This window comes from Paraburkholderia sp. A1RI_3L (assembly GCF_048957895.1).
GTDB classification, from domain to species: Bacteria; Pseudomonadota; Gammaproteobacteria; order Burkholderiales; family Burkholderiaceae; genus Paraburkholderia; species Paraburkholderia kururiensis.
On sequence record NZ_JARCHA010000003.1, the window covers coordinates 342,213 to 359,426 of the forward strand.

15 protein-coding genes are annotated in these 17,214 nt (G+C 65.5%); 9 read left to right on the forward strand and 6 right to left on the reverse strand.

Annotated elements, in window-relative coordinates:
• The first annotated feature begins 9 nt into the window (after positions 1-9).
• From PXJ20_RS11340 to PXJ20_RS11350, 3 genes are read left to right on the forward strand one after another with little or no spacing between them, the layout of a single operon-like run.
• Positions 10-606 (forward strand): cytochrome C oxidase subunit II, encoded by a 597-nt coding sequence (locus tag PXJ20_RS11340; protein WP_421030735.1) that lies wholly within the window; start codon positions 10-12, stop codon positions 604-606.
• On the forward strand, positions 596-2,221 hold the full coding sequence (locus PXJ20_RS11345) for a b(o/a)3-type cytochrome-c oxidase subunit 1 (protein WP_421030736.1): 1,626 nt from the start codon (positions 596-598) through the stop codon (positions 2,219-2,221). Before PXJ20_RS11340 ends, PXJ20_RS11345 begins: the two co-directional genes overlap by 11 nt.
• Complete coding sequence (locus PXJ20_RS11350; protein ID WP_421030737.1) at positions 2,218-3,030, forward strand: c-type cytochrome; 813 nt, start codon at positions 2,218-2,220, stop codon at positions 3,028-3,030. The genes PXJ20_RS11345 and PXJ20_RS11350 overlap by 4 nt, the downstream gene beginning before the upstream one ends.
• 19 nt (positions 3,031-3,049) lie before the next feature.
• Here PXJ20_RS11350 and PXJ20_RS11355 read toward each other — a convergent pair whose 3' ends face one another.
• Entirely contained in the window at positions 3,050-3,568 is a 519-nt protein-coding gene (locus PXJ20_RS11355; protein WP_421030738.1) for a chemotaxis protein CheW, read from the reverse strand.
• An 89-nt stretch (positions 3,569-3,657) separates the two neighbouring features.
• Here PXJ20_RS11355 and PXJ20_RS11360 point away from each other — a divergent pair, with 89 nt between their 5' ends.
• The 3 genes from PXJ20_RS11360 to PXJ20_RS11370 all read left to right on the forward strand — a co-directional run bounded on the left by PXJ20_RS11360 (position 3,658) and on the right by PXJ20_RS11370 (position 5,993).
• Positions 3,658-3,924: a hypothetical protein gene (locus PXJ20_RS11360; RefSeq protein WP_421030739.1), complete on the forward strand. Its 267-nt coding sequence runs from the start codon at positions 3,658-3,660 to the stop codon at positions 3,922-3,924.
• A 198-nt stretch (positions 3,925-4,122) separates the two neighbouring features.
• Positions 4,123-4,728: a DUF1007 family protein gene (locus PXJ20_RS11365; RefSeq protein ID WP_126875777.1), complete on the forward strand. Its 606-nt coding sequence runs from the start codon at positions 4,123-4,125 to the stop codon at positions 4,726-4,728.
• Positions 4,722-5,993, forward strand: a complete 1,272-nt coding sequence (locus PXJ20_RS11370; protein ID WP_421030740.1) for a nickel/cobalt transporter — start codon at positions 4,722-4,724, stop codon at positions 5,991-5,993. The genes PXJ20_RS11365 and PXJ20_RS11370 overlap by 7 nt, the downstream gene beginning before the upstream one ends.
• Before the next feature lie 34 nt (positions 5,994-6,027).
• Here PXJ20_RS11370 and PXJ20_RS11375 read toward each other — a convergent pair whose 3' ends face one another.
• Positions 6,028-7,593, reverse strand: coding sequence for a methyl-accepting chemotaxis protein (locus tag PXJ20_RS11375; protein WP_421030741.1), 1,566 nt, complete (start codon positions 7,591-7,593; stop codon positions 6,028-6,030).
• A 663-nt stretch (positions 7,594-8,256) separates the two neighbouring features.
• Positions 8,257-9,210, reverse strand: coding sequence for an EAL and HDOD domain-containing protein (locus PXJ20_RS11380; protein ID WP_413213634.1), 954 nt, complete (start codon positions 9,208-9,210; stop codon positions 8,257-8,259).
• A 558-nt stretch (positions 9,211-9,768) separates the two neighbouring features.
• On the opposite strand from PXJ20_RS11380, the gene PXJ20_RS11385 reads away from it, so the two are divergent.
• The gene (locus tag PXJ20_RS11385; RefSeq protein WP_421030743.1) at positions 9,769-10,854 is read left to right on the forward strand and encodes a helix-turn-helix domain-containing protein; all 1,086 of its coding nucleotides are present in this window, start codon (positions 9,769-9,771) and stop codon (positions 10,852-10,854) included.
• Between the two features lie 109 nt (positions 10,855-10,963).
• Here the strand turns inward: PXJ20_RS11385 and PXJ20_RS11390 are convergent, their stop codons facing one another.
• The 3 genes from PXJ20_RS11390 to PXJ20_RS11400 all read right to left on the reverse strand — a co-directional run bounded on the left by PXJ20_RS11390 (position 10,964) and on the right by PXJ20_RS11400 (position 13,733).
• Positions 10,964-11,458 (reverse strand): hypothetical protein, encoded by a 495-nt coding sequence (locus PXJ20_RS11390; protein ID WP_413213636.1) that lies wholly within the window; start codon positions 11,456-11,458, stop codon positions 10,964-10,966.
• Positions 11,459-11,492: 34 nt separating this feature from the next.
• The gene (locus PXJ20_RS11395) at positions 11,493-11,630 is read right to left on the reverse strand and encodes a hypothetical protein (protein ID WP_421030744.1); all 138 of its coding nucleotides are present in this window, start codon (positions 11,628-11,630) and stop codon (positions 11,493-11,495) included.
• 321 nt (positions 11,631-11,951) lie between these two features.
• The gene (locus tag PXJ20_RS11400) at positions 11,952-13,733 is read right to left on the reverse strand and encodes a tetratricopeptide repeat protein (protein ID WP_421030745.1); all 1,782 of its coding nucleotides are present in this window, start codon (positions 13,731-13,733) and stop codon (positions 11,952-11,954) included.
• Positions 13,734-13,994: 261 nt separating this feature from the next.
• Between PXJ20_RS11400 and PXJ20_RS11405 the strand changes: the two genes are divergently transcribed.
• Together PXJ20_RS11405 and PXJ20_RS11410 are read left to right on the forward strand one after the other, a co-directional pair.
• Positions 13,995-14,792, forward strand: a complete 798-nt coding sequence (locus tag PXJ20_RS11405; protein ID WP_421030746.1) for an SDR family oxidoreductase — start codon at positions 13,995-13,997, stop codon at positions 14,790-14,792.
• Positions 14,793-15,295: 503 nt separating this feature from the next.
• Positions 15,296-17,152, forward strand: coding sequence for an ABC transporter ATP-binding protein (locus PXJ20_RS11410; RefSeq protein ID WP_421030747.1), 1,857 nt, complete (start codon positions 15,296-15,298; stop codon positions 17,150-17,152).
• Positions 17,153-17,214: the final 62 nt, after the last annotated feature.

Here is a 17,214-nt window from a genome sequence, read left to right on the forward strand (position 1 = left end):
CCTGCGCCCATGTCGAACGTCCCGAACACTCCAAACAGTCCGCTGCCGGGCCACGCCGACGGCCACGATGGCCACGAGGTCGCGGCCCGCACCGAGCGGCGCTGGGCCATCTTCGCGGTGGCCATTCTGCTGCTGCTCGTGGCGATGGTGATCTTCACCGGCCTGCACTGGGCGATGATGCCGCCCTCGCGCGTCGAAACCATCGACCCCACCACGCTGCACGTCTCCGGCGAATTCGTGGAGAGCAATCTCGGCACGGCGCGCGAGGCGGACGGCTCGGTTACGGTGCGCATCGTCGCCCAGCAGTACTCGTTCACGCCGCAATGCATCCTCGTTCCCGCGCGTACGCCGGTGACGTTCCGTGCCACGAGCGCCGACGTCGTGCACGGTTTCCTGATTGCGGACACGAACATCAACTCGATGGTGGAGCCCGGCTACGTCGCGACGTTTCGCACCACGTTCAACGAACCGGCGGACCATCTGATGCCGTGCCACGAGTATTGCGGCACGGGCCACGAAGGCATGTGGGCACATGTGAAGGTGATCGATGCCGCCGAGTTCGACACACTCGCGGCCGGCGCGCGGAGGCTCAGCTGTGTTAAATAACCGACGACTCGTGCTCGCGCATTTCTGGTTCGCTTTTGCGACCTTCGGGGTGGCGTTGCTGCTGGGCGCCTGGCAGATGTACGTGCGCAGCCCGCTGCATGCATGGCTTTCGGCGCCGGAGTTGTACTACCGCTCGGTGACCGCGCACGGGTCCGTGATGGCCTACGTGTTTCCGACGCTGATCGCCATGGGCTTCGGCTACGCGATCACCGAACTGTCGCTCGAGCAAAGGCTCGTCGGCCGGCGCTGGGCGTGGGCGGGCTGGTGGCTCGTGGTGGTGGGCTCGATTGTGGCGATGGTGCCGGTGTCGCTCGGCCGTGCCTCGGTGCTCTACACGTTCTATCCGCCGATGATCGGCAGCCCCTTCTACTACATCGGCGTGGTGCTCGTGGTGGTGGGCTCGTGGATCTGGGTGGCGCTCATGTCCGTGAACCTGCATGTCTGGAAGAAGGCGAATCCGGGCAAGCCCGTGCCGCTGCCCATGTTCGCGAACGTCGCGGGCTCGTATCTCTGGGCCTGGACGGCGGTGGGCGCCGCCATCGAAATCCTGTTCCAGATTCTGCCCGTCGCGCTGGGCCTCACATCCACCATCGATTCGGGTCTCGCGCGCGTGTTCTTTTCGTGGACGCTGCACGCCATCGTCTACTTCTGGCTCATGCCGGCCTATATCGCGTACTACACGCTCGTGCCGCGCGCCGTGGGCGGGCGGCTCTACAGCGACGAGATGGCGCGCATCTCGTTCATCCTGTTTCTTGTGGTGGCCATGCCGATCGGCATTCACCATCTCTTTGCCGATCCGCAGGTGGGCTCGGGCTTCAAGTTCCTGCAGTCGGTATTTACCGCGCTGGTCGCGGTGCCCACGCTGCTCACGGTCTTCACGATCTGCGCCTCCGTGGAAATTGCGGGGCGGCTGCGCGGCGGCAAGGGTGTGTTCGGCTGGATACGCGCGCTGCCCTGGCACGAACCGATGATGCTGGCCGTGGCGTTCTCGTTCGTGATGCTGGGCTTTGGCGGGGCCGGCGGCCTCATCAACATGAGCTACCAGCTCGACTCGACCATTCACAACACGCAGTGGATCACGGGGCACTTCCACCTGATCTTCGGCGGCGCCATCGTCATCATGTACTTCGCGATTGCCTATGAACTGTGGCCGCAGTTGACGGGCCGTGCGCTCGCGAGCGTGAGGTTGATGCGCTGGCAACTGTGGCTGTGGTTCATCGGCATGATGGTCACGACGTTCCCGTGGCATTACGCGGGCATTCTCGGCATGCCGCGCCGCATGGCGTTCTTCGACTACAGCAATCCCGCGATTGCGCCCGAAGCCATCACCGTCGTGATCTCGTTCTTCGGCGCGCTGATTCTGGTGGCCTCGGCGGTGCTGTTCTTCATCGTGCTCGCGCGCGGTCATCAGGGTGCGCCCGCGCCCGCGAGCCGGTTCGAGTTCAGCGTGGCCGTGCATCCGCCGCGCACGCTGCCGGTCGCGCTCAACAGCTTCGGGCTCTGGATCGCACTGATGATCGGCCTCACCGTGGTCAACTACGGCTATCCGATTGCGCAGCTGATGGTGCTCAAGCAGACCTCGGTGCCGGCCGTCTGGATGGGAGCGCAGCGATGAGCACGCCGCGGCCTCCCGAAGCGCGCCTCTTCTCGCTGCGCAACCCATGGTTCACCGTGAGCGTGGGGCTCACGCTCGCGATTGCCGTCGTCTCCATCCTGATCGGGTTCGTGTGGCTGCCCTCGGCGCAGAAAGACCCGCAGTTCACGGGGCTCTGGAACGCGATCTGCAGCGCGGCCGGCGTGCCGCAGAAGTGGCTCGTCGAGCAGCCGGTGGTGTCGTCCGTGAAGACGAGCACGGCGGTGCTCACGCCGCAAACCTTCGCGGGAACGGATGCGCTTTCCATCGGGCGCGGCGCCACGCTCTCCCTGCGCTGCACGATGTGCCACGGCCCGCAGGGGCTCAGCTTTGCGAACTCGCCGAATCTGGCGGGCCAGTACGAGAGCGTGGTCTACAAGCAGTTGAAGGACTTCCAGAGCGGCGCGCGCGTGAACGCGGTGATGAGCCCGATGGCCACCAATCTCAGCGATCAGGACATGAAGGACCTGGCGGCCTATTACGCGTCGCTGCCGCGCATGAACACCAGCACAGGCACGGCGGCCGCGCTGCCCATGCCCGCCATCGTCGCGACCGGCTCGCCCATGCGCAACATCGCGCCCTGTGCTTCGTGCCACGGCCCGGCGGACAACAAGCCGGGTGCGCCGTGGCTGGAAGGCGAGCCGCTCGTCTATATCCGCGCGCAATTGCTGGCATTCGCCGCGGGCGACCGTCACAACGACACGAGCGAGCAGATGCGCAACGTGGCGCGGCAGATGACGCGCGACGAGATCGAGGCGGCGGCGCGTTTTTATGCGGGGCAGCAGCCCTGAGCCGCAGCCTCGCGTGCCGTCAGGCAACGAGCCCGATATCTGCGGCGACGATGAGCTGTTCGATGTCGAGCAGGATCAGCATGCGCTCGCCGTCATCGCCCGCGACCGTGGCGAGATCCGTGATGAAGCTCGCATCCACCGACGCCCCGAAGGCCGGAGCCGGGCGACGGTTGCCGGGACCGAGTTCCAGCACGTCGCTTACCGCATCCACCACCACGCCCACCGTGCGGGCCGCCACGTTGAGCACGATGACGACCGTCGAGTCGTCGTAGTCCGCGCGTTCCAGCGCGAACTTCAGCCGCAGATCGACGATCGGCACGATCACGCCGCGCAGGTTGATTACGCCCTTCACGAACGGCGGTGCATTGGCGATGCACGTGGGCTCGTCGTAGGAGCGAATTTCCTGCACGCGCAGGATGTCGATGCCGTACTCCTCGTTGCCGAGCCGGAACGTGACGAATTCCTGGGCGCCGGCTTCGGCCTCGGCAACTTCGCCGCGAGCGCGTGCGGGCAGCGCGGGTTCGACTACTGCATTCATGGTGTTCTCCTGAAGTGAAGCGGCACGGGGTGGATTAAAAGGTTTCCCAGTCGCGGCCCGTATCCGCGCTCGCGAGCGCCGGTGCAGCGATGGGCCTGGCAGCCGGGGCAGGTTTCGATACCGCGGGTGGCGTGACGCGCGCACGGGTCGCTGCGGGCTTGCGCGCGGCGGGGCTTGCAGCGGTGCTTGCGGCTGATGCGTGCGTGGCCGAAGCGGTTCGACTGTGCCGGATGTCGTCACCCGAACTCAGCCGGAAGAACGATACGGCTTCGGTCCTCGCCAATCAGGCGAACGTACTGGACGAGGCAGTGCGCCTCTTTACCTTGCCGAACCAGGTGGCGGTGCGCTCGCGGTAGTCCCTTTTTAGTCCGCTTTTAGTCCCTTTTCGTCCGCGCCTTCGCGCCTGTGGGCGAGACGGCGTCGACGAACCATAAGGCGTCGGCGCGGCGGCCGGGCGTCCACACCCGAATGCGGCGCGACGGACGAAGCCGCTGCACGTCACGGTGCAGTGCGATAATGCGCAGCATTTTTCGCCATCGCCGGACGTCCACCTGATGCCTCACGTCAGCCGTTTTCCTGCCTTGTTGGTACGAGCCGTTCTTGCGTGTCTGCTGGTTTCTGCAAGCCTCGCGCAAGCCCATCCCCACGTGTGGGTTGCCTACACGGCGAGCATCCGCATGAGCGGCACCTCCATCGTGGCGCTCGACGAACGCTGGCGCTTTACGGAAGGCTTTCCGGTTCAACTCGTCGGTGTCGGGCAGATGCCGGCGCAGGGCCTGCTCGACGCAGCGCTGACGAAGCGTTTCCATGACGAGGCATTCGTGTCGCTCGCCCATGCTTCGTACTTCACCCATCTTTTCGTCGACGGTAGCGCGCAGGCCTTTGGCGCGCCTACCGGCTTCCAGGTGTCGGTGGAGGACGGCAAGGTTACCTACGCGTTCCGGCTGCCGCTTGCTGCGCCTGTGGACGTGCGCGGCAAGAACGTGGAGCTGGGCGTGTGGGACCCGTCTTACTACGTCGACTACGAGATGGATTCGGGCGAGGCGGTGTCGCTCGGGACTGGGGCCTCCAGTGCCTGCTCGATCCGGTCTTTCGTCGACAAGGCACATCCCATCTTCAATGGCTTCGTATTGCCTCACGCGAGCGCCATCGCATGCTAGTCGATCTGCCTCGGGTTCTGCGTGGTGCGTGCGCCCCTCGCGCGGCCGCTTTCGGCCGGACGCTGCGCGGCAGCGTGCACGGTCGCGGACGCGCGGCGCTTACCTCGCTGCTTGCCATGACCGTGTTGTGCGTGACCTGTGTCCACGCGCATGCCGAAGCGCTGGACGTCTTCGGCCAGCCGACGGGCGCGGCTTCCACCACCGCAGTCACCCCCGCGGTGTCCGACAGCGTAACGGCCGCCCCGTCGTGGTGGTACAGCGACGTGCCCGATTTCGTGCGGGCTGGCGTCGGCGACTGGCTGCGCTTGCAGGCGGCCTGGAACGGCCGCATCGAAGGGTTCATGGCTCAGTGGTCGCACGGCGCTTCGCTGGCCGCCTGGGCGACGCTCGTCGTCGTCTCGTTCGGATACGGCGCGCTACATGCGCTGGGTCCGGGCCACGGCAAGCTCGTGGTCGGCACCTGGCTCGGATCTCGTCGCGCGCGCGTCGCGGACGCCGTGCTACTGAGCGCGTGGACGGCCACGGTGCAGGCGTTCTGCGCGATCGGGCTGGTGCTGGGCGCCGCGTGGTTCACGCACGCGGGTCTCATGAGCGTGATGCCGCGCGCCGCGTCGATGGAGACGGTCAGCTACCTGTTGCTCTGCATGACGAGCGCCTGGGCCATCAGGTCGCGTGGCGCGCGTAACCAATGCTGTGACGAAGCGCCGGTCGTCAGGCTCGCGCGCGACGAAAGCGCGGGCCCGGCGCAGACGGCTTCAGACGCCGTTGACGTGAGGGGCGGCGACGAAGCTGTCGGGGGCGCGTATCTGCGAACCCGGTTGACTCGCGTAGCGCAAGAGAGGCCTCGCCTCGCAGCAGGCGCGAGTCCCGCCCTTGTCCGGGCAAGAGCCGACGCCCATCCGCTTTCGAAAGAACGGGCGCGTTCGCGAATCAGACAGATCGCGACGCTCGGGCTCGCGGCCGGTATGCGGCCGTGTATCGGCGCGATCTTCGCGCTGGTGACGTCGATGGCGAATGGCGCGCTTGCCGCCGGCGTCGTTGCGACCTTCGCGATGGCAACGGGCGTCGCGACGACGGTCGCCATGATCGGTCTTGGCAGCGTCGGGGCGAACCGGACGCTTGCCCGGCTCGCATTGCGTTACCGCATACGTTCGGCGAGAGCAGGGCGCGTGGTGGCGATCGGTGCGATCGCCCTGATTCTCGTGGTCTCTGCGTTGCAACTGGCGCTGTTGCTGAGCGGCGTCAGCGCCAACGCTCTCTCGTAACGCGTGGGCGGCGCGAGGGCGCGGGCGAAGGCGCCTAGCTGTGTGCCCGTCCAATCCTGAAGACGCCGACTACCTCGCGCAGTGCGGTGGCCTGCTGCGCCATCGACTGCGCGGCGGCCGACGCCTGCTCCACGAGCGCGGCGTTCTGCTGCGTGACGGAGTCCATCTGCCCCACGGCGACGTTGACCTGCTCGATTCCGGTTCCCTGCTCGTCGGAGGCTGAGGCGATCTCGCCCATGATGTCGGTCACTCGCCGCACGGACTGCACGATATCGGCCATCGTCGTGCCGGCTCTTTCGACCTGCTCGGAGCCTTGTGCGACGCTTTCCACCGAACTCGTGATGAGATCCTTGATCTCTTTCGCCGCGCTCGCGCTGCGTTGCGCCAGCGTGCGCACTTCGCCCGCCACCACGGCGAACCCGCGACCCTGTTCTCCTGCGCGCGCGGCCTCCACGGCTGCGTTGAGCGCAAGGATGTTGGTCTGGAAAGCAATGCCTTCGATGACAGTAATGATTTCGGCAACCTTGCCCGAGCTGCTCGAGATCGCACGCATGGATTCCACGACCTGGTTCACGACTTCGCCGCCGCGCATGGCGACATCACGGGCGTTGCCGGCAAGCGCGTTGGCCTGCTTCGCGTTCTCCGTGTTCTGACGCACCGTGGCGGTCAACTGCTCCATGCTGGCCGCCGTTTCCTGAAGCGAGGCCGCCTGCTCTTCGGTGCGCTGCGAGAGGTCCAGGTTGCCCTGTGCGATTTCGCCCGCAGAGGTCGTGATGGCTTGCGCCGAGGTCTGGATTTCGGAAACGATGCCGCTCAGTTGCCGGCGCATCGATTCGAGCGACGCCATCAGGCTGTTTCGGTCGTTGGGCGCCACCGGCACCGGCAGCTCGAGATTGCCCTCGGCAATGCGGCCTGCCACGGTGGCGGCGTCGGCAGGTTCACCACCCAACGCTCGCGTGATGCTGCGCGTAATGAAGAAGCCGAGCGCGACCGAGAGGATGACCGTCATGGTGCCGGCCGCGGCGAGCGTCAGCTTGGTCGACGTCGTCATGCTGGCCACTTCGCTCGAGCGCTGGTCGAGCAGCGACTGCTCGGCCTGATTGAGTTCAGCGGACACGGCACGATAGCGGTCCATGAACTGCTTGTCGTTGCCTTGCTTGAAGTAGTCGGTCAACACGTTGGCGGGCTGCGTGCCGGCGTTGACGTCACGCCGCATGGCGATCAGCTTCTCGTCGATTTCCGCCACTTTCTGATGCATCTCGCGCAGCGTGTCGAGGCGCTGCTGCTGGGCCGCATTGTCCGCAGTCAGGCCGCGGACCAGCTCGAGCGACGTCGCGAACTGCGCGCGTCCGGCCTTGTACGGCTCCAGAAAGCGGTCCTCGCCCGAGGCGACGAAGCCGCGCACACCGGTCTCCATGTTCACCATGTTGGTGAGCATGTCGTCATTTGCGCGCAGAACCTGATAGCTGTGAATGTTCCAGCCATTTGCCTGATTGAGCTTCAGAAAATTGAATATCGAGATCACGCTGCCAATTAACGAAATGACAACGACGATACCGAACGCTACGCCAAGCTTTTGGCCCACAGTCATTGATTTCATGCTTTCTTCCTTACGTGTATTGATATTCACTATGTCGGCAGATAAACCGGTTTACTAAAATTCGCGAATTGCGATGTATGAATTTTTTTACCGGTACTACCCGCATTCGTACGGAGTTATTTTCTGTTATGCGACATAAAAAAGAAAATTTATTCTATGAAATGATGGCTCTTGGATGTTATGTTTTTTGCATGAAATGCCATGTCCGTTTTTCCATGGTCCGCATATGGCCTTGGCTCTGGATGGTCGGCTAGCCCGACCAATCGATTGATGTGGCGAATAAAACGCATTTTGCGAATTTTGTATAAAGATTCAATTTACACGAATGTTTATTGAGGTAATTCTGAATATAACTTTCGAGTGGTATTGATCTATATCAATGTCGCTCGAAATGCCGCTCTTCGTTATTCGCAGATCAGAAGTGTTCCCGGTCATGCGCGGTGTTCGCGGTTTGCGGAACAAGGGCGGGCGCGGATGCCGCTGCACGCGTGCGGCTCGGCACTGCGGTGCGGCTCGCGCGCTTCGCTGCCGGGCTGTGATTTTTGAAGTCCATATCGGCAATCCCCATTTTTCCGTCGAATCGTTTTCTGCTTCTGTTGTTGCGCGCCGCACCGCACACGCTTCGCGCTCCAAGGCACGCATCGGTTGCCCGGAACACGTTTGCTAGAACGCTCCCGACTCCACCGACCGCGCGAAAGCCAGTGCGCTGCCAAGAAGCCCTTCTTCTCCCACGATGGCCGCGCGTATGCGTGCGTCGATGGGGAAGGTTTCCCAGAACTCAGCCGCTTCACTGTCGTGTGCAACGTGGAGCAGCGACAACGCTCCGGTCAGTCGCGCCTGCCGCACCAGCCGTTCGTTTTCGGGATGGCGATGGCCGATGTACGAAGCCATGACGGACCCGCGTTGTGCCGCCAGTTGCGCGAGCGGATCGTCCTCCGGCCGCAACCGGTTGAGGTAGAGGAGCAGGGCGCACCAGTGGATCAGGACGTCGATGCCAACGATCGTGAGCGCGGCCTCGATGGAATCCACGACATGGCGTGCCGCCCCGGGCACGGTCGGGGCCGCGGAGGCGAGGCGCAGCAACTGCGCGAGGAGCGGCGGCGTGTCGGCGACCGCCAGGGCAACGCGCGAGTGCGGCGCATTGCCGAGTACCAGTTCGATCACCCGCAATACCGGAGCCGCACACGGCGACACGTTGCGGGCCCTGAGGGTCTCGGGCCTGCAGAAGAAATATCCCTGAAACAACGACGCGCCGGCATCTCTCGCCGCGCAGAAGTCATCCCAGGTCTCGACCTTTTCGGCGAGGACCGTCTTGCCGGCATCCGCCAGCGTGTGGCACAGCAAAGCCCGGTCGTCGCGCTCGATGAAGGGCCAGTCGAGTTTCATGATGTCGACCTGCGCAAGGATGGGCGCAGCCTTCGGCAACGGGCCTCTTACGTCGTCGAGCGCGATTCTGAAGCCGTTGCGGCGCAGTCTCGCGCATACCGCAATGAGTTCGGCGGTGTGCGCGCAGCTTTCCAGCACCTCGAGCACGAAGCGGCGAGGCGGCAACAGGCGCAGGTACGGCGAGCGCAACACCTCTTCAGTGCAGTTGAGAAACGAGTCTTTGCCCGCCACCGTTTCCTCGAGACCGAGTCCCGTCATGGACGTGGCGAGCACGGAGAGCGTGCTGGCCACCGCGTCCACGATGACGGCGTGATTCTCGAAGCCGCTGCGGAACAGCAGTTCATAGCCGACCACCCGGCATTGCGCATCGACTATGGGCTGCCTCGCCAGGAATGAATAGGCAGGTTTCTCGCACTCGCGGGACACACACGGCTCCTTTGCGCCTGTCGGCGTTCGTATTGCTTGACGGGGGCGGCGCTTGGGACGACGCGGCAACCACGGTATGACTAAGTATCGACCGTGGTGGTCGTTACTTTAATTTTTTCCATTTTTTACCTGCGTAGTGGCGTTGGGATGAGCGCGAAAATGATCCCATAAAAAAGGGCCGGCGTGTAGGCCGGCCCAAAAAAGCCTGTCTGATCGGGGTGTCAGCAGGAGTGTGCAACGGAGCGGAGCATAACATGAAAGATTTTTGCAAACTTTCAAATTTGCCGAATTTGTTGTTTTTCTGTTTCGTTTCTCATTGATTCAGTATTATTACGGCCACACGAATCAAGGAGCTGCGCGCTCATGAACGAATCGATCCTGACCACGAGTGCGGCTGCGCGTCTGCTGGGCGTTTCCATCCGCACGGTGCAGACGTGGATAGAGCAGGGGATCGTGGCGTCGTGGAAGACGCCGGGCGGTCATCGGCGCGTGCGTCGGGAAGACGTGCTCGCGCTGCGCGAACGTCTGGTCGCGCGCGAATCGTCCACGTCGGTTCCCGTGCTCGTGATCGGCAGCGAAGAGCTGGCGCGCAAGTGCCGCGCCGCGCTGGCATCCTTGCCGGGCGTGAGCGTCACGACCGAGCACGACGCGCTCTCCGGCCTGGTGGCGGCCGGGCGTCTCACGCCGGCGCTGATCGTCGTGGAACTGGGCCGCTCCGACTGGGAGCGGCTTGGTCTCGTGCGGCGCCTCGTCACGTCGCAACTGCTCGCGCACAGTCGCATCGCGGTCGTCTCCGAGGCATCGGCCGAGCAGGTGCGCATCGATCTGGGCGCCGAGCGGCGTATCCAGGTGCTGGCAACGGACTTCGAGCCTGAAGTCCTGACGGAGGGATTGTTCCTGGCGGCTCAGAACAAGCCGGCTGACGTGCAGCCTCTTTATCCTGTGCCGCCCGACGAGACTGCCCGCTTGCACGCCGTTGCCCGCACGCTGCTCGTGGATACGGCGGACGAGCCCGACTTCGACGCGATAGCAAGAATGACCGCCGGCCTGTTCGACGTGCCCATCTGCCTCGTTACGCTGCTGACACCCGACCGGCAGTGGTTCAAGGCGCGCTACGGACTGACGGTGCCCGAAACGCCGCGGGCCTGGGCGTTCTGCAACTACACGATCCTGCAAAAGGACGTGTTCGTGGTCGAGGACGCGACCGCCGACAGCCGCTTCAAGTCCAATCCGCTCGTCACGGCGGAACCCACCATCCGGTTTTACGCGGGTGCGCCGCTCTACGATTACGAGGGCTATGCGCTGGGCGCGCTTTGTGTGATCGACCGCAAGCCGCGGGTACCCGAGCCGTCCCGGCTGCAGACGTTGCAGATTCTTGCGTCGCTCCTGTCGGACCGCATCAATCTGCGCACGCGCACGCGTCAGATCCGCTGGTCGGGCAGGGACTGAGGCCGCCGCGCGAATCAGACGGGGGGCGGCCGTGACGCAGGTCGACGTGTTGCACCGTGCTGCGCAACGGTCGGATCGGCTCACCTGCTTCACGCTTTCCGTCAGGCCATCAAACTGAAAATTCAATGAACGCCGCCTGCAGTGTCTGAATTTCCCGCTCCGCGTTGGCGAGCAATTGCGATAGCGAGCGCCCGGTCTTCCCGACGTTGCCGAGCAGTTCTTCCATCGTTGTGCCAAGCGTTTTGCCGGGCGGTCCGCTTGCCGCCTCTGCATCGGGCAGTTCCCGCAGGCAGGCAATGGCGCGTTCGAGCACGCGCTGCATATCGGCCGCCACGCACCGCGCGGTTCCCAGATGGCACGGCGACGTCAGCACGAACGTCGTTTCGATCAATTCGGCGACGTCCGTCATCTGCGGCTGCCTTCTCGCAGCGGCGCGTGCCGATTCGCACACGGCCTTGCGCAGCGACGCGATTTCATCGTGCTTCGTTTCGATCGCGGCGCTCATCGTGCGAAGCGAATCCGCAAGCGTGCGGAACCGGACCATCTGTGCCGACTTCCAGTCGGCAGTGCCGCCATGCGGCGCGTGCTGCGTGCTTGTCTTCATGTCTCGTTGGTCGCACGCATGTGCGTCTCTCCTGCTAGATGTCGTTCGCGGCGTCGTCTTCCGTACTGGGCTTCACGTGCTCGTCGGCGCTTGCGAAGCAGGCGTCGGGAAAGGACTCGCTCGAGGCGAGATTCCAGGCGAGATCCCAGGCGTGACCCCAGGCGTGACCCAAGGCCCTACCTGATTTGTCGGTCCACTTTTTCGTTGCTGAAGGTGCGCCGTTCCGCAACGACGGCTTCGTGTGTGCGGAGACGCAAGAGAGGCCAGCGGGGCGTCGGCCGAAGTGGCGGAGAAACGGCGCGCCGCTTCAGGCGATGGAGAGCGGCGTGGCCAGGCCGGCGGTCGGTCTGGCGAAGGTTCGCGGGGGAGGGCGCAGCGCGCAAGCGAGCGTAAGCCGGTATAAGCAGACACAAGCAGGCGACCTGTGTGCGCCATTCATCGCCGCGCGAGCGTGTGGAGCGACCGTGGCTCGCGTTGCCTGTTCTGTCGCCCGTTACCTTGCGGAATCAGGCGGCGTGGCTACGTCCGGGTTCGATGCCCGCTCCACGAGCGCTTCACGCACCGCCGCGATCACGCTGGCCCAGTCGCCGAGCGCCGGTTGCCGGAAGAGCCGCGCGCTCGCGTACCAGGGGCTGTCGCTGCGTTCGAGCAGCCAGCGCCAGCAGGTGTCGAAGCGGTTCATGATCCACACCGGTTTGCCCATCGCACCGGCCAGGTGGGCAACGGCCGTGTCCACCGTAATCACGAGATCGAGGTTGTCCACCAGCGCGGCGGTATCCGCGAAGTCGGCGAGTTCGTTCGTGTAATCGACGATGCGTGCGGCGAGGTCGGGCGCAGCGGTCAGCTGTTGCGCGGGCGGGCCTTTTTGCAGGCTGTAGAACTGCACGCCAGGCACGTCGAACAGCGGCTTCAACTGGTCGAGTGCAATCGAGCGGCGTGCGTCGGTTTTTCTGAGTTCGGCGACGTGCGCGCGGTGGCCGCCTGCCCATACGAGGCCTACTTTCAGCGGGCGGGCGTGGTGGTGGGCGTCGTTGCCGCCGTCGTGGCTCTTGAGCCGCTCGGCCCAACGTTGCGCGTCTTGCTCATCGGCATGCAAGTACGGCGTAGGCGCCGGAATGCTTGCGAGATTCGTGCCGAACGCGAGCGGCAGGCTCAACAGCGGCGCGTGGCAGTCGATGGGCGGCAGCGGTTGATCTTCGGGCTCGCCTTCGTCCACCCATTGCGTCACGCCCTCGAGCCCGGCGAGCAACCGCTTCAGTTCCGCCGGCACTTCGAAGACCACCTGCGCGCCGGCCGCCGCTGCCAGCGACGCGTAGCGGCAGAACTGCAGCGTATCGCCGAGCCCCTGTTCGGCGTGCAGCAGAATCGTCTTGCCTTGCAGCGGGAACTGGCCAAGCCAGAGTGGCGCGTCGAAGTGGCGCTGCGAGGCCTGGATACGGTGACGCTGCCAGCGCCACTCGTATTCGCGCCAGCCTTCGTCGAAGCGGCCCATTTGCAGCAGGCACAGCGCGCGGTTCCAGTGCGCCTCCGCGAAATTCGGGTTGATCGCGAGCGCGCGTTCGTAGGACTCGAGCGCCTCGTCGTGGCGACTCAGATCGACGAGGGTGAGGCCCAGGTTGTTCCAGGCGTCCGCGAAGGCGGGCGAGAGTTCGAGCGCGCGCAGATAGCTGGACTGTGCCTCGTCGGGCCGGTTCAGATCGCTCAGTGCATTGGCCCGGTTGCTCCAGGCGTCGGCGTAGGCGGGCTGCAACGCGATGGCCTGATCGCAGCTGGCGAGGGCATCCGCGGGACGGGCCAGATCGCGCAGCACGCAGGCGCGGTTGTTCCAGGCCTGTGCAAAGCCGGGCTGCAACGCGAGCGCGCGCTCGAAGCTCGCAAGCGCCTCGGCGGGGCGATCGAGCCCGGCGAGCGCGTTGCCGCGGTTGTTCAGCGCATCGATGAAATCGGGCTGCAAGGCGAGCGCGCGATTCGCGCTTGCGAGCCCTTCGCTGAAGCGCCGCTGGACGTTGTACGCGTAGGCGAGATTCGAATGAAGCGGCGCCTGCATGCCGTTGATGGAGACCGCCTTCTTCAGCAGCGCGATGCCTTCGTCCAGACGCCCTGACTGGAGCAGCAGCGCGCCCAGCAACTGCATGGCGTCGAAGTGCTTCGGGCGCTGCGCGAGGATGTCGCGATACAGTTCCTCGGCTTCCGCGTGGGCGCCGTTCTGTTGCAGGGCCACGCCTTCGTGCAGCAGGGTGTCGATCTGGCGTGGCGGACGGGCGGTCTTGCTCATGGGCGAGGGCGGACGGTTGCGGAAGGCGGTGGGAGCTGGGTTGCTACGTGAGCGGCTCGACGGGTGGCTGCATCGCGCGGCCGATGGGGACAGAGCGCGACGCAGGACACACGATAGCGGGCGCGGGAACGGCTGCGATTATCGCCGAAATGGTTCGGGGCGCTGTCGGCAGGCGCGCTGTAGCCGTTCTGCACCCGCTTCTGCACCTTTATTTGCTGCGTGGCAGAATCGCCCCCATTCCTCTTTGCGACTCGAATCGACATGACGAACCTCTCTTCGGGCGTCCCGGCCGTGGGACCCGTGCGCGCCATCGTGACCGGCCACACGCGCGGGCTCGGCGCCTCACTTGCGACGCAGCTGTTGCAGCGGAACATCGACGTGCTCGGCGTGTCGCGCAGCCGTCATCCGCTTGCGGTGGGACTGGCGGGCGAGCCGGCAGGCGGCCGCTTCGTCGAAACGGAGCTGGATCTTTCCGACACGGCGCGCCTCGAGGCGTGGCTGTCCGGCGACGCGCTCGCGCGCTTCGTCGAAGGCGCGGACCTCGTGCTGCTCTTCAACAATGCGGGCGTCGTGGAGCCGATCGGGCCGCTCGATACGCAGGACGTGGCAGCGGTGGCGCGCGCGGTGAGCCTGAACGTGGCGGCGCCGCTGATGCTGTCGAGCGCGCTTGCGTCGATTGCGTCGAGCACGGGCGGCGCGATGGCTTGCCGCATCGTGCACGTGTCGAGCGGCGCGGCGCGCAATGCCTACGCCGGCTGGAGCGTGTACTGCGCGACCAAGGCCGCGCTTGACCACCATGCGCGCGCCGTCGCGCAGGACGCCAACGCTGCGCTGCGCATTTGCAGCCTCGCGCCCGGCGTGGTGGACACCGGCATGCAGGCCACCATCCGCGCAAGCAGCGCCGAGCGCTTTCCGATGATCGAGCGCTTCGAGCAACTGAAGGCGAGCGGCGCGCTCTCTACACCGGACGCGGCGGCAGCGAAGCTGATCGACTACGCGCTGAGCGACGCGTTCGGCTCGGCGCCCATCGCGGACGTGCGCGATCTGCCGTCGGCCTAGTTTCGCCCGCGGTTGGGCCGCAGTTTGACCGCAGGCGATCCAGACTCGCTCGCGGTTCGCTTTACTCACGTGCGGGGTATGTACCTGCGCGCACCAGCGTGAACCCGCGCGAACCCGTGGCCGAATAACCGCACTTGCCGTAGTGCTGCCTTGTCTCGTTTTAACAGCCGCTGCTACACTTTGCGTTCTTCCCGCAGTTCCCCCAACTTCATGAAAAGGAGGCGTCAGATGATGAACACAACGCTCGCAGCCGTCCTTTTCATGGTCACGGCAGTCCGACCACGACGATAGGTCGCGGCGCTCGCCCGGCCCGCTCCTGAAGTTCCAGAAGGTCAGGAAAGCGGCCGCGCATTTTCCGAAGATTTTCCGCAATTCAGCATGGCTGACGCGTAGGCCGATGTGGGTCAATTGCACCTGCATCGCGCCCGCATCGTGTTCGCCGTGCCTTTCGATCTTCCGTTGACTCGATTGGACCGGGGCGCCGCGCGCCTCGGCATACCCATATGACTCGAAAAAAACTGGATCTGGGTGGCCGCGCCTTCAGAAGCGTGCTCGGCTTTACCTTCGCGCAGTGGCGTCTGCAGCCGCGGCGCGCGGGGCTGCTCGTGGCGCTGGCGCTCGTCACCGCGCTCGCGGACGTGCTCACGCCCATGTTCTCCGGCCGGCTCGTCGATGCGCTCGCGGCGGGCGCGCACGCCGGCGTGCACGACAGACTGCACGCGGCGAATGAAGAGCTCATCGCCTTCGCGGCGCTCGTCGGCATGGGCCTTGGTGCGGCGCTGTTGCGCTACGTGACGTTCTTCAACCTCACGTCGCTCACGCTCAGGATGATGAGCGACATCGCCGCGCGCGCATTCCATCGCGTGCAGCGCTTTTCCACCGACTGGCACGCGAACAGCTTTGCCGGCTCTACGGTGCGCAAGATCACGCGCGGCATCTGGGCGCTCGACGTGCTCAACGACACGCTGCTGCTCGGGCTGCTGCCGTCCGTCGTCATGCTGGTGGGCGCGACCGTCGTGCTCGGTCTGCACTGGCCCGTGATGGGGCTCGTGGTGGGCGTGGGCGCTGTCGTCTACATCGCGGTGACCGCGTTTCTTTCGCTCGCTGTGGTGGCGCCCGCGGCGCGCCTCGGCAATGCGTGGGACACGCGCATGGGCGGCGCGCTCGCCGACGCCATCACCTGCAACGCTGTCGTGAAAGCATTCGGCGCCGAGCTGCGCGAGGAAATGCGGCTCTCGCGCATCATCGGCAAGTGGCGCGACCGCACGCGGCGCACCTGGCTGCGCGGCACGGCGAACGGCGGCGTGCAGAACGTCATGCTCGCGGCGCTGCAGGCGGCCATGCTCGGCACGGCGCTCGTGCTGTGGATGCGCGGCCACGCCGGTGTGGGCGACATCGCGTTCGCGCTCACCATGTTCCTCGTGCTGCAAGGCTATCTGCGCGACGTCGGGATGCTCGTGCGCAATCTGCAGCGCTCGGTCAACGACATGGAAGAGCTGGTCGCACTGGAGAGTCAGCCGCTCGGGGTCGTTGACCGGCCGGGCGCGGGCAGGCTTGTGGTGGAGCGCGGCGAGATTCGCTTCGAGCACGTCACGTTCCGCTACGGCGCACTCGCGAGCCCGCTTTACTCCGACTTCTCGGTGCGCATCGCGCCGGGCGAACGCGTAGGGCTGATCGGCCACTCGGGTTCGGGCAAGACGACGTTCATCAAGCTGATCCAGCGGCTCTACGACGTGGACGGCGGTCGCATCACGATTGATGGCCAGGACATCGCCGCTGTCCAGCAGACGTCGCTGCGCGCGCAGATTGCCATCGTGCAGCAGGAGCCGCTGCTGTTTCACCGCTCGCTTGCCGACAACATCGCGTACGGGCGGCCGGGCGCGACGCAGGCCGAGATCGAGCGGGCCGCGCGGCTCGCGCATGCGCACGAGTTCATCGTCGCGCTGCCCGACGGCTATGCCACGCTCGTGGGCGAGCGCGGCGTGAAGCTCTCAGGCGGCGAGCGCCAGCGGGTGGCGATCGCGCGCGCTTTCCTGGCCGACGCGCCGGTGCTGATTTTCGACGAAGCCACGTCGAGCCTCGACAGCGAAAGCGAGGCGTTGATCCAGGAAGCGATGGAGCGCCTGATGGTGGGCCGCACGACCATCGTGGTCGCGCACCGGCTCTCCACGGTGCGCGCGCTGGACCGGCTGCTCGTGCTGGAGCGCGGGCGCGTGGTGGAGGAGGGCAGCCACGACACGCTGATTCGGGCGGCGGGCGGCGTGTATCGGCGGCTCTTCGAGCGTCAGGCGCTGGAATTGACGAAGGGGCTGGAGGCGCGGCGCGACCGGCTGGAAGCGCAACCGGAGACGGCGGGTTGAGCGGGGCGCCGGCGGTGCGGGGAACGGCGGTGTGGGCAGCGCGCTGCCGTGCCGTTGCGCGT